An 11,810-nucleotide genomic window follows, 5' to 3' on the forward strand; every position below is an offset into this window, starting at 1 on the left:
TTCTGATCTAATGAATTTCGCCAAAAACACACCGGATTAAATGGATTTAATAGGGAGCCCTAACCATGCGCTACATTCAAATTCTACAGCAAACTATTGAGAATCAATGCTCTGAAATTCACAAAAAACGACTTAGAAAAATTCAATTGGGACAGACACCTTAACAATCCGATTTCTAACCTAAGAGATCGCTCTGATAAGCGTCAAAACCATGAAGATAAATACAAGAAGAACAATAAATATATTCAAATAATATGTGTTTCTTAATGAATCTACGTCACCTGGATCTTCCTTAGTCAACGTGCCGAACTTCATCATTGGCTTTCCTTTGAAATAATTCCTCATGTGTAGTTCGGATGCAATAAAGGACAGCCCCCAAAGCCCAGCAGCTATTCCAGCGGCCTTTGGCTCGTAAAAGAAACAGGCTATCACGATGCAGATTTTGAAGGCTGTTAATACATTGAAGAGCTTGAGTACGTTATCGTTAGTTAGCTTCATTTAAAATGCTACCTGTAGTAAATGCTGTGGCATTTTCCACCCGTGAAGATATGGCTTTGGATATGCCAAGTAAATTTAATCTGTATGCGGCACCTTTCCCAGCAGCATAGGCCCATGCGGGATTTAAGGTCTCATCAGAATATATGGTGTAAACATTGTCAGTATGAGACAGCAGTTCAAGTGGTTTGAGGTATGGCGCAGCAATCAAGGTCATGTTAACGACAGTCATCACATCAGATTTTCTATCTTTAGCCGCTGCTGCTACATATTCCTGAAATGCATCATCCTGAAGATCAAGGTTTGCTCCCATCATCAGACACTCAGCGGTTGCACATCTCGCTTTAAGTCTGACATTAAACGATTGATTGTTAACTGTCATATTTCGCCGATAGCTACCATCTTGTTGAGGTCGCTGTGAGTGGCGAATTTTCCGATGCCTCTCGGATGTTTTTACTGCACGGATACCGCCAATGAAGCCTAACTTAAGATTTTTCAAAAGCTGGCTGCTTTGCTCATAGTTGAGCGTTTGGTTTTGGTAAGCCTTCAGAATAGAATTCACCGCCTGACTGAATTCTCGTACTGCTTTTGAGTGCACCTTACGAGCAAGCTTTAGTTGTGCAAGTTGCATCAACGTCGCTGTGATGAACTGATTGGCTTCTTGCTCAAGTAACCAGTAGTTCTCATTCAGCTCTTGTCTGGAGCTGGCCATTGTTACAAACCTGCTGCATCTTTCATGCTTTTTAATCCATCAAGCCAAGATGAGAAACCATTGGTGGTCGCAGCCAAGTGCTTCCAGTGAATATCACGATATGAGATATCAACGACTTCCTGCATTTCAGATTCACCAAAGTGGGCAACGTTTGGCATCTCAATATGGACGTTTCTGATCAGTGCACCTATCAGATCGATTTCGTAAAACTTCTCTTGTACGCCACCTCTCGGAGAGTTGCGATAGAAAGTAAGCTTACATTTAAGCTCAGAACCGTCTGAACACGCTTGCGATATTAACGGACTAGACTTATCAACTTTCTTGACTATCTGCACAGGAGAGTGAACGGAACGATTCTCCCAAGCCATATTGTGAGAGAACCCTAGAACGGTAATCTCGTCTTCATGACCAAGCTGATAGCCATTGCCCATTGAATCGGGAGTGTTACACGCTGTCGAAAGTCGGCCACCTTCAGTACTTTCAATTGTTAGGTAAGCAATTGTGCTCATAGTATTTGTTCCTTGATTTTCTTTAAGCAAATAGTACCAGTTTCATCCGATAGCACATCGTTGCATAATAACTGCTGTATTGGTGTAATTATCGGCTTAAAAGGTTTTCCAGTCGAATTAAAGAATTCCACTGTCGCAACTAGATTATTTTCTGGAGTAGAAAGAGAGGAGTGAATGTTATGTTCCCTCAACCAAAGTTCAAGGTTAATCACCGCTTGATGGCTACTAATTTCACGCTTTACTGGACATGAACACATATTACACTCCTCTAATAAGAGTTAAGCTAAGAAAGCAAGAAAATCACGTTCTTTACTATTGATACCCATAGCCTCTTCTGATGATTCAAGATCAAGACTTGGGCCCGTAGGGGGTTCGTTTGGACCATTAATTTCTGAACGTCTTTTACCCATAATTCCATCCTTAAATGTAAAGTAGTTTGGTCGTTAATGAGCTCCACTTAAATCCAGTACAGCCGGAAAAAATTTATATTCAAATCTATGATTTTTTAAGTAATTTATATATAAATTCATTTTCACAGAAATAAAGTTATAAATAGAAATGGGCCTATCTATGTAGTAAGAGTCATCTCACCTCAAAGAGCATCCTACATAATACAGAGATAAATTATGCGCGAACCACAAGTTCAGCTTTCCTAGAAATCTAATTGGGACAGACACCTTAACACTACCAAGGAATTAAATCGGATTTAATCCAGCCTTTTGCATATAAGATAATCGGACTTACCAACCGAGAAATCTAAAAATTCGAAACCCCGATGCTACCAACATCGGGGTTTCACCGTTTTTGGGCCCTCAAAAACGCTCTCTATTCTCTTCAACTTACTGAAACTTAGCCACTACCTGAACCCACCACTATAACCATATCATTTATAGGTTTATTAAGTCATGTATGAGGGTGCCTCCAAGAACATCTAAACGGTTTGCGAGTAAATCCTACATCAGTGTTGCACTTCCTATTAAATCGCTTACTAGTGAGGCTGCAGAAATGGATAACAAGACTTTTACCGAGCAAGAACTGCTTGAAGGATTAGATGCTTATACTGCACATGCAGATGAGTTGGCGGAGCTGGTTGAGGAGGAGATGGCTTTAGATGAAGTCGAGGAAGAATGCAGCCACGGCTAAAGTGATCATTCGCAGCTGCTTATCTTTAAATTGGCCTGAAGGACTAACTCATTTTTGGACAGAAACGCGTTAGAGTTTAAGGTCTAACACGCTCGATATAGATTAGAATAAGTATCTAGAAACCCTAGATGCTTGTTGGCTATACTTCTACACTCCAATATGCCTGCTCTCGATAAGTTTTAAAGATAGGGTTAGTGAAAATATTGTAAACATCACCGTACATTGAATACTTTATTTCAGACTCTCGCCCTTGTTGCTTAGCATAATCAATCAAAGCCTCGTAACGCTTGATGTATTTGTACGCAACCGCAATACCATCAAAGTTATTCAAAACTGAAAACAATTGTACTTTTTGTGTAGAAGTAGTCTTTCCTGCAAAAACACTTTTGATATATTGACAAGCGGAGAACTCATCTCCCAACATAGTAGCTTTATGTAAATCACGAAAAGACTGCTGGTTTGCAGAAAATCCACCAACATGGTAGTGGATAATACTTTGCAACAACCGAAAGCAATCTGATTCTGCTCTTTTGACAAAAAGGGCAAAAGGGTCATCTCGTTTGACAGCGATTCCAACTTCCATAATGTGATCGTAGATAGCCTTTATCCTTTTTGCATCATCATGCTCGAAGATAAGATCATACAATTCAGTTTCTTTCGCATAAGAAATGAGCTTTGGCCCACTAACTAACTCAATAGGAATAGTCTGCTTAGCTTTCCATTGGTTGAACCAGCTAGTTTCTTTTGCCGATAATTGTATAGGTATACAAAGAAACCACTTTTTCATTTGAAAATCACTACCGCTCATGGCTCTTTTAAATGACTTTCGTATCTGATCCTTTTGAGTATTACCAACGCCATCAATAAAGTATTTACATTGATATACATCTATGGGTGATACACCTAAGTTTCCAACATAAATATCAATACCTCCATCGCCTTGGTCAACTCTAATCCCTTCAACCACATCTTCTGGGAATTTTTTTTGAAGAATATCCACACAAGCACTTTCAAATGCCTCTCGAGCTCCTGCGATATTCCCAATGATTCGCTTTAGATCTGACCAATCTGAATTCATGCTATTTTATCTCCTACTATTCTGTAGCTAACTCTTATTAGCCGACAAATTGTCGTTTTTTCGAGTACATCATGCCCTCTCACTCATATCAATTCAATTATTAATCAATTGGTTAAAGCACTCAAAGGGGTACTAGACTACAAAACATTGCCTAACAATGGAAACGCTTAGTGTTGAACTCCATCAGATAAATTTGAGAAGGGCGAACTCTGATTAACAAGAGATTAGAGCGTCAAAGATCCAACGGATAAAGGAACACTTTCGTGTTTGAAAATGCCAACTGTAAAGATTCTGGACAAAAGTGAGCTAGAGTATTTACTCTAGCTCGGCCTATTTGGCTTAGAAAAAGTCTAGAAAATGACCTCTAACTAAATCAGTATAATTTCATCTTTATCAAACCATTCAGCATCAATCGCACGATTCTTGACTGCTAAAGGATCTTGTGAGTAAGCAACAACAGCAAGACTCTTCTCTGCTCTACTGCATATTACATAGAACAGCCTTCTGGTTCTGGATAGGACTGAGTCTATACCATTTTCCTCATTTTTCTTATCTGTAGCCGACAGATTCTCAGCACCAAAGAACTTCTCATACTTGAAAAGAAAGCCCTTTGAGTCTTTGTCATCTATTACTGCCAAAACGCGATCAAATTCCAATCCTTTAACTCCCTGATGAGTGGTGAAACCTAACTCGCCTGCGACATATTTAGCATAGTTTTCAACGTGGCTCAGTCTTGCATCAAGTGCTGTATCCCAAGCTTTTTGGTTGGAAGGTGACTCAACGTCCTCTGCAAGATCTGCGATACCTTCCACTAAAAGGTCGTTCAAGATATCGGGGATTTCTAACAGTTGATGCTTTTCTATTAATAACAATAATTCTCTGAGGCTAATATCATTCTCCAGCAAAGTTCTAACCTTACTAACTGCATCCTCCACAGAAGCTAATAGAGCTATCGGATCTGCAAGGAACTCTTTATTCTCTCCTCCGATCAAATGAGAATATTTCTTAATAATTCTCATAACCTCAAAGTCATTTTGTTTACGAATCGCATGAGCTAAAGGTAAAACCTGATGAGTACAAAATTTAAATGTCGAACTCGTTCCATTTAGTAAGGAATCTCTGAGGCTATCCTCCGCTGACAATGGAGTGAAAAATTCGTCAAACTTTCCTCTACGAGCCGCCATAGCATGTTCAAGCGTTAACGTTTTTACCTGACTGGCATCTTTCCAATTCTCATCATCAGTTATAGCTCGCATCTGCTCTCTTATATGCGCTTCAACCTCTGATTTATTTTCGTTGGGTGTCTGGGCAATAAATAAGCGAACAATACCTTCTTCTGCATCTGGCTTTTCAGTTTGTTGTTTGCCATCATCCTCATGTCTAATTTTGTTAATTAGCCTGATAACCCTTTTTGGACTCCGAAAGTTGGTTTTCTTTTCAGGAGTTTTCCAGTTCTCTGGTAGACTTGTCGCTAAGTCTTCTTTACCTCCGCTATAAATTCTCTGCATAAGGTCACCAAAAAGACCTAAAGAAAAGCAGCCCGAATGATTTTGCTGGGTCTGTATAAATGCGTCCATCAGCCCTTTATTTGTATCCTGACTCTCGTCAATCAGTAATATAGGGAACTTGTTAACTAACACTTTTTGGAACAATGGCTGTTCAGTTAAAAATTCAGTGGCAATTTTGATTACCTCTGCATGTGTCAAAGCCCCTGTTGTCAACCGTGTGCTAGTTGGGCTGTATGTAAAATTCTGTACTATATCGAGTTTTTCTAACCGTTTTAGTTTTGAATCTCTACTTCGAGCGTTTTTTACTGCCGTCTTAGCTGATTTGTCTCTTGCTTTATCAATTTTTTCTTGTAATTCAAAAATACTTGCTTTTAGATCGGCGTCCAACCATGTCTTTATATCGCTCGTAAATGGCTTAATTAACTCCCAAACAAAGCTGTGTATGGTAGAGACAGCAAATATTGGATCGTATTGAAGGCGATGCTTAATCTCTTCACAAGCAGCATTAGTGTAGGTGATAACGGCAATACGCTGTCCTGCTTTTATAAACCTATGAAGGCCATTGTCACGTACCGCCTGAAGAACATTTACAAGAGTTCGCGTTTTACCCGATCCAGCTCCCGCGAATAATAAAAAACTCGTAGGATCGTCAATGTTTAGATATTGATAAATCTCTTTATCAACCTCTTTAAGACTATGAGTATCTACCATGTTAGAGATCCTCCAAAGGTACGGGTTCTTCAACCTCTTCGGGTTCTGCAAAAACAAATTCTTGGTAAGTATTGCTCAGCTCGTTTTCTAACCACTGAAGCCCTTCATCAATATAGGTTGGAACTTTTAGCTTCTTAGGATCAACATCATACAAAAGATCCAATGCCATCTTCGCCTTTTTACTATCTAAGGCTCTGTATAGAGTGGCGGCACATTCTTCCAAAGAATCCTTCATCGTCGCTTCGTGCATCTTTTTGACCATCCCAGTTGAGCTAGTCAAGTCTCGAAATAGTTGAATATTACTGAGCGCTATTGCATCCTCAAATGTGTATGGAATCGCTTCCTCTTCTTCGGCATCTGTGTGATATTTGACCTTGAAACCATATTGGTATGCAGCTCTGACATTACCTTTAACTTTCTTATCATTTGAAAGATCCAGTACGTCATCCAGACTTAGGTCTTTCAGTTCAAACCACTCCCTAAGCGTATCACTGCCATACTTATAATCGTTATTTCTTTCAGGCTGAACCTTCTTGCCATCCAAGCCCTTCGCATCTGTATCGGTAATCACCAAAGTAGGTAAGGCCAGAGTATCGATTAGTGGTTTCAAACGTTGAGCGTGCGCACCACCAACCTCTAGTATTGACAAATAGCTACTTCGTAGCTCTGGATAATTGTAATTAATAAAATGGGGTAGTAGCATCCGCTCTGCTGTACCTTCAACAAGAATGATGCCATTTGCAAAGAAAAAATCGCAGTGGGTAGTCTTGAGGTAACGCGAAACAAACTTCTGAGTGTTAAGAACCTGTTCGTCCTCATTAGCCTTTTTCTTACCACTTCCAAAAACTGAAGATAAGTCAACAACCTCGGCCTCTGGCACATCAGAGATACTAACTGCGGCTTTGCGTTTGAAATAGCGCAATTTCTCAAAGCCAGCTTCATGAGCTATGTAGCTTGAATGGGTACTAAGAACCATCTGCGTAGTAAATTGTTTGCTGATACCCTTTCTAAGGACTTCATAGGCTTTGCGTATAAATACCTGCTGAACCTGAGCGTGTAGATGAGCTTCAGGTTCTTCAACCAATACCAAATGGATTGGTTCTATTGCAACATCATCTTCTGTTCTTCTTTTTTGAGCTTTACCGATCCTTTGCCACCGATCTCTGAACGTAATCAACTTGAATACAATATGGATAAGGTTCTTGTATCCCAGCCCATTATATTTCTCTGGTAGGGAGTACGTGTGGTTATCAAAACCTTGCTTTTGAATATCAAATATCACAGCAGCATCATGTTCCAGCCCGTCAATCGGATTAACGCGACTCGATAGTTTAATTTCAGGATCACTGAATCCCGGATATCCAAGCGCTTGTATCTCCCCCAATGCTCCCTTGAACGACTTGTCCAATTTTTTATCAAACTCCGTCTGAGCCTCCTCAATTGCTTTCAATGCAGGAAGATCCTCCTCATCAGGTAAATCTGTAGGGTTTAGATGACGAATATAGTATTCGTGCAATTGACTAGATAGAGTGCTCCCTGCATTCACTTGCTCACTATTAGGATCTGTGAACCCGCGCTGTGCTTCTATAGTGTCAACTTTAAACAAGCCTTTAAAAGGATCTTTCTCTAATGGAGTGGCGTCCTTTGGCAAATCTTGAGTATTAGAAATTTTCTTAGGGTCTAAGATATAAGCTCTGATAACAAAGGAATCAGACAACTTTCTATTGAGGTAATCTTTTAAATCCCTAGGCCAAAACGATAGCTTTGTCTCGTCGGTTCGTAAGTCATCTATAGCTTCGAAATCTTGTAAAAAGTTCTCTCTAAGCTTTTCGATATCTTTGGGTTCATATGTTAGCCTGATACCCAGAGGCTCGCCTCTCCATTTAAGCGTTGGAATTAAATGTGCCACTCTGTGAACATCTTCAACTCCAGCATCAAGCCAAACGTCAAGTGAAGGGCAGTACGGAATCCAATCGCTTATATCTTTTCCTTTTAACTCTTTTGGGTCGGTACTAAGCCAAGATTCTGCGTATTGATTTAAAACCGACCAGTTACTTAAGGTAAAGTCAGTAACTGTAATCTTCCGCGACTTGTCGAGAAAGCATATAAGGGCATCCGTAGCCGAGGTTTTACCGCTATTATTTGCACCGACTAGCAAAGTTTCATTGCCTGACAGTTTAACCCTACAGTTCTTTAGTTTTCGAAAGTTTTGGATTTGTACAAAATTAATCTTCATTCTTTAGCCTAGCCTTGGTAGCCATCAATTGAATTAGAGAATAATATAAAACTGATTGCATTATTTTGATGGTTAACTCAATCAAAGAATCTAACTGGGACAGACACCTTAACAATCCCACAATGATGTACATGGCAATGATGTCGGCCATCCAATGTAACCCTGTTTTTAAGACTATATATAAAAGATTACTTGCGGCAGGAAAACCTAAAAAAGTAGCCATAGTTGCCTGCATGAGAAAGATGGTTGTGATCTTAAATTCGATGCCCAGAGACGGTGTAATGTGGGATAACAATAACGCCAAAAATTAACTATTGACGCCATAGTCTCTTGTTACGCATTTACTCTTTTAGACGATGTATTAACTCTATATTGATAACTGAGTATTGGATAAATATAGGGGAGCGGGCTGACTATCACTGGAATGGTCACAAGAAACTCAATTTCATTATCTTTAACCAACCCCAAAGTTGATACCATGCGTGAAACAAGCTCACTCCTGCACATTAACCTTATACTTATACTATCTTCATGAAATCGAATAAAACCGAGAGGGTATTTTCCTGACAAAGAAAGAATTTCGTCACCGCTCCTTTCCCATACATTGATACGTAAATCTTTATACGGAAAGTCAAAACCATCTTCTACTTCAGTTGTCTTTACCTCGTAGTAAAGAAATGAAGATAGAGGTTCATCTTCCAGAGAGCAATCTAAGGTCTCATTCATACCCGCAACATAAGGTGTTAGCTGTAACCAAAAACACTCGCTATCTTTTAGTTCTTCATATGAGGGAGCCTGATTCATAGTCATTATCCTATCGTAATGCTTAACGCCCAGCTAAGTAGCCAAAAACGCACAAATACTGTTTATGCAAACTACCCTAAACACAAAACCCAACGCAAACTAAAAATGCCATGCGTTTTTGGTCTGCTTGAACTGTTTGTTAGTTGCGTTCCAAAGTTTTAGGACATTTCTCAGCATGATTTTCCAATGATTTTAGGAATGACCCACAACTATTACACCTACTTTTACCGCTTAAACGATGAGAAACATCATTGCTTGATGTGTATTTTTGCCAGTAGTCTGGGTGACTCTGACTCACATGCTGAACGATATCTACAACCATTTTCGCGCAATATGCACACTCTGTTTTTTGTTTAGGATCTGCTTTGTCTTTTTTAGGTTTAATTTTAGTTTTGGGAATATCTACTCCATATTCGTATTCAATAAAGTCTAAAACTTCATCTAGTGCACGAATAATGTGCAACTGGTTTGCTCCAAAAGCATAGTATGCTGCCTGCAAATCATGGTCAGTAACATCGGCTTTGATACTGGTTCTTGTACTCAAACCATTGATTATGATTGGATACCTAAAAGCACGCCCCTCACCTAGCCACTCTCCATTCGCACCCCAGTTTTGAATATTACCGTTATAGCAGCTAGAGCCGACTATTTTTTCGAGTTTTATAAGTAACTCTTTCCTAGTTAATTTAGCCAATTTATCTCCTAAGCAACTAACGCCTTGTCCTTACGAATCCCCTCATAATTTCTATATAAAACAATGAGTAGACGCGCATCGTTCATTCTGATCTAATGAATTTCGCCAAAAACACACCTGATTAAATGGATTTAATAGGGAGCCCTAACGATGCGCGACATTCAAATTCTACAGCAAACTATTGAGAATCAATGCCCTGAAATTCACAAAAAACGACTTAGATCTCTGATACTTGCAACCAAAGCGGTGCTTGATAATTCTGATATAACACTCACCAAAATTGGAAGAGCTCTCGACACTGATACCACAGTGAAACATGCTATTAAACGTATCGACCGATTACTTGGTAATCGCAATCTGCACCGTGAAAAGAATTCATATACAAATGGCATGCCTCCTTTATTACCCGTGCTAATCCTTTTCCAGTGATTCTGGTTGATTGGTCGGATGTTCGAGAGCAACTGCGCTATATGACATTACGCGCTTCGGTATCGGTTAAAGCAAATTCAATTGGGACAGACACCTCAATAATCCTGGTAACCTCCAATTAGTATTGAAGGTGTCCACTAGATCGGGTCAACGACACGGGTCACCTTGATTGCCTGTTATGGCTCAAGTACACCATGCTTCTTACCCCACGATTTAATGCGTGACTTTGCGAGAGGCTTTTCTTTTAACGCAACAACAAGGTGAACTTTTGACCCAGAAATATCTCCTTGATAAAGCGAAATTACTGCCGCAAGCAGCGAATTTCGACTGTTAACGGCTGATACCTTAACATTATTTAGATCGGACATTTTGTCTAGCCATGGCAAACAAAATTGACGAGCCTTAGTAGCCAAATCTGATCCAACTAAGCTCAACTCTGATTGAGAATCAACTTCCCACCAAATATCTTTATTTTCACTAGTCAGTAACCCTATTCGCTCACGTAGTGTGCAGTCATACTCTTTCGGCAATCCTATAAACTTTGGAGATTCAGCCAATTTAGCTATTTCGGGGAAATAAATGCCAATATTAAGGGTAAAACGTCCGGCCTGACCGTTATTCCATTGACTAGATTGAATGTTAATTACTTCTATCCGGTTATCGTGCTCTCTATAGAAATTGCGCCCTTTCTTTTTAAATCCTGATTGCTTTAGGAAAGGTACAAGCTCCATTTTTATAACAGCATCAATTACCTTTGAGATTTCACTCATTTCGCAAATTCCTCTTGAGCCATAACATTCTTAATAACAGGCAGTCTCGTTTTTCTGTCTGCCTGACTTGCCATTAACCTATCATAAGTAACTGAAACTTAGTATAAATGCGTAATATATACATCATATCAATATATAAAGGCGAGCGTGGGGGTTATCTTCGTAAGAAGAGTAAAAATTCTATTACTCACAATAGTTTAGAGCAACCACCCTACTCCAAATCTCTGTAATATCAGACCTGCTCGTTGGTAGCCAATTAACGCGAGGTGAGAGTTTGATCTTGCTTAAGCGTTTTCACGATGCCGTCTCGCTGACTATCGCTCAGCGGAAACCAACGGTTTTTCTGGATCTGCGGTTCAGACAGTACCTCAAGCAATGCATCTGGGCTGAGTTTCGCCTTCCCATACGCCACCAACTCAATCGGCTGTGCGCACAAAGACTGTAAACGACAAATACATTGGTCAACGTCTTGGGTAAAACACAAGTTATAGGCATTTTGGTTCTGCATCTTAACTAAACAAAGATCGGTAGTATCACGAGATGGGGAGCAATGCTCGGTAAAGCGATTGAGTTGCGCTTGTCTAATAATCGCTTCGAGCCAGCTATATTTAGACGTTTGTTTAGGGTCGGGCCCATTGAGCAGCGTCGATAAATCACGCATATGGGAGCGAATCGATTCAGGCTCGGTGTGAATGCGATAGCAAATAGAATTGAGGACTTT

12 protein-coding genes and 2 pseudogenes are annotated in these 11,810 nt (G+C 39.8%); 3 read left to right on the forward strand and 11 right to left on the reverse strand.

Annotation, left to right across the window (positions count from 1 at the left end; all coding sequences use genetic code 11):
• Positions 1 to 180: 180 nt before the first annotated feature.
• From TW84_RS01370 to TW84_RS25165, 4 genes are all read right to left on the reverse strand, one after another.
• A complete protein-coding gene (locus TW84_RS01370; protein ID WP_045973886.1) occupies positions 181 to 498 on the reverse strand; it encodes a hypothetical protein in 318 nt (105 codons plus the stop codon).
• Positions 485 to 1,207, reverse strand: coding sequence for a hypothetical protein (locus tag TW84_RS01375; RefSeq protein ID WP_045973887.1), 723 nt, complete (start codon positions 1,205 to 1,207; stop codon positions 485 to 487). The genes TW84_RS01370 and TW84_RS01375 overlap by 14 nt, the downstream gene beginning before the upstream one ends.
• A 2-nt stretch (positions 1,208 to 1,209) precedes the next feature.
• Positions 1,210 to 1,716, reverse strand: a complete 507-nt coding sequence (gene tssD / locus TW84_RS01380; protein WP_045973888.1) for a type VI secretion system tube protein TssD — start codon at positions 1,714 to 1,716, stop codon at positions 1,210 to 1,212.
• A gap of 278 nt (positions 1,717 to 1,994) precedes the next feature.
• A complete protein-coding gene (locus TW84_RS25165) occupies positions 1,995 to 2,126 on the reverse strand; it encodes a hypothetical protein (RefSeq protein ID WP_275041652.1) in 132 nt (43 codons plus the stop codon).
• 595 nt (positions 2,127 to 2,721) lie between these two features.
• Between TW84_RS25165 and TW84_RS25000 the strand changes: the two genes are divergently transcribed.
• Positions 2,722 to 2,859 carry a hypothetical protein gene (locus TW84_RS25000; protein WP_167336321.1) on the forward strand — a complete coding sequence of 46 codons (138 nt, stop codon included), beginning with the start codon at positions 2,722 to 2,724 and terminating at the stop codon, positions 2,857 to 2,859.
• Between the two features lie 139 nt (positions 2,860 to 2,998).
• Here TW84_RS25000 and TW84_RS23690 read toward each other — a convergent pair whose 3' ends face one another.
• The 3 genes from TW84_RS23690 to TW84_RS01400 all read right to left on the reverse strand — a co-directional run bounded on the left by TW84_RS23690 (position 2,999) and on the right by TW84_RS01400 (position 8,392).
• Positions 2,999 to 3,937: a hypothetical protein gene (locus TW84_RS23690; RefSeq protein WP_052707867.1), complete on the reverse strand. Its 939-nt coding sequence runs from the start codon at positions 3,935 to 3,937 to the stop codon at positions 2,999 to 3,001.
• A gap of 368 nt (positions 3,938 to 4,305) precedes the next feature.
• A complete protein-coding gene (locus TW84_RS01395) occupies positions 4,306 to 6,156 on the reverse strand; it encodes a UvrD-helicase domain-containing protein (RefSeq protein WP_045973890.1) in 1,851 nt (616 codons plus the stop codon).
• A 1-nt stretch (position 6,157) separates the two neighbouring features.
• Positions 6,158 to 8,392, reverse strand: coding sequence for an ATP-dependent nuclease (locus tag TW84_RS01400; RefSeq protein WP_045973891.1), 2,235 nt, complete (start codon positions 8,390 to 8,392; stop codon positions 6,158 to 6,160).
• A gap of 119 nt (positions 8,393 to 8,511) precedes the next feature.
• Between TW84_RS01400 and TW84_RS01405 the strand changes: the two are divergent.
• Positions 8,512 to 8,703: pseudogene (locus TW84_RS01405) on the forward strand (IS110 family transposase); the annotation flags it as partial.
• A gap of 22 nt (positions 8,704 to 8,725) precedes the next feature.
• Here TW84_RS01405 and TW84_RS01410 read toward each other — a convergent pair.
• Entirely contained in the window at positions 8,726 to 9,196 is a 471-nt protein-coding gene (locus TW84_RS01410) for a hypothetical protein (RefSeq protein WP_045973892.1), read from the reverse strand.
• 139 nt (positions 9,197 to 9,335) lie between these two features.
• On the reverse strand, positions 9,336 to 9,890 hold the full coding sequence (locus TW84_RS23695) for a hypothetical protein (protein WP_052707868.1): 555 nt from the start codon (positions 9,888 to 9,890) through the stop codon (positions 9,336 to 9,338).
• 150 nt (positions 9,891 to 10,040) lie between these two features.
• On the opposite strand from TW84_RS23695, the pseudogene TW84_RS01420 reads away from it, so the two are divergent.
• Positions 10,041 to 10,402, forward strand: a pseudogene (locus TW84_RS01420) (IS4 family transposase); the annotation flags it as partial.
• A 93-nt stretch (positions 10,403 to 10,495) separates the two neighbouring features.
• On the opposite strand, the gene TW84_RS23700 reads toward TW84_RS01420, so the two are convergent.
• Complete coding sequence (locus TW84_RS23700) at positions 10,496 to 11,089, reverse strand: DUF4304 domain-containing protein (protein WP_052707869.1); 594 nt, start codon at positions 11,087 to 11,089, stop codon at positions 10,496 to 10,498.
• A 256-nt stretch (positions 11,090 to 11,345) separates the two neighbouring features.
• The coding region (locus tag TW84_RS24505; protein WP_162197116.1) for a hypothetical protein at positions 11,346 to 11,810 on the reverse strand (465 nt) is incomplete at its 5' end.

It is taken from the genome of Vibrio neptunius, from assembly GCF_000967495.1.
Classification (GTDB): Bacteria; Pseudomonadota; Gammaproteobacteria; order Enterobacterales; family Vibrionaceae; genus Vibrio; species Vibrio neptunius.

Excerpts from the sequence above, each read along its gene's own strand:
- TW84_RS25165 (WP_275041652.1), bottom strand. The coding sequence starts at position 2,126 with ATGGGTAAAAGACGTTCAGAAATTAATGGTCCAAACGAACCCCCTACG.
- TW84_RS25000 (WP_167336321.1), top strand. The coding sequence starts at position 2,722 with ATGGATAACAAGACTTTTACCGAGCAAGAACTGCTTGAAGGATTAGAT.
- TW84_RS01410 (WP_045973892.1), bottom strand. The coding sequence starts at position 9,196 with ATGAATCAGGCTCCCTCATATGAAGAACTAAAAGATAGCGAGTGTTTT.
- TW84_RS01370 (WP_045973886.1), bottom strand. The coding sequence starts at position 498 with ATGAAGCTAACTAACGATAACGTACTCAAGCTCTTCAATGTATTAACA.
- tssD (WP_045973888.1), bottom strand. The coding sequence starts at position 1,716 with ATGAGCACAATTGCTTACCTAACAATTGAAAGTACTGAAGGTGGCCGA.
- TW84_RS23690 (WP_052707867.1), bottom strand. The coding sequence starts at position 3,937 with ATGAATTCAGATTGGTCAGATCTAAAGCGAATCATTGGGAATATCGCA.
- TW84_RS23700 (WP_052707869.1), bottom strand. The coding sequence starts at position 11,089 with ATGAGTGAAATCTCAAAGGTAATTGATGCTGTTATAAAAATGGAGCTT.
- TW84_RS01375 (WP_045973887.1), bottom strand. The coding sequence starts at position 1,207 with ATGGCCAGCTCCAGACAAGAGCTGAATGAGAACTACTGGTTACTTGAG.
- TW84_RS01395 (WP_045973890.1), bottom strand. The coding sequence starts at position 6,156 with ATGGTAGATACTCATAGTCTTAAAGAGGTTGATAAAGAGATTTATCAA.
- TW84_RS01400 (WP_045973891.1), bottom strand. The coding sequence starts at position 8,392 with ATGAAGATTAATTTTGTACAAATCCAAAACTTTCGAAAACTAAAGAAC.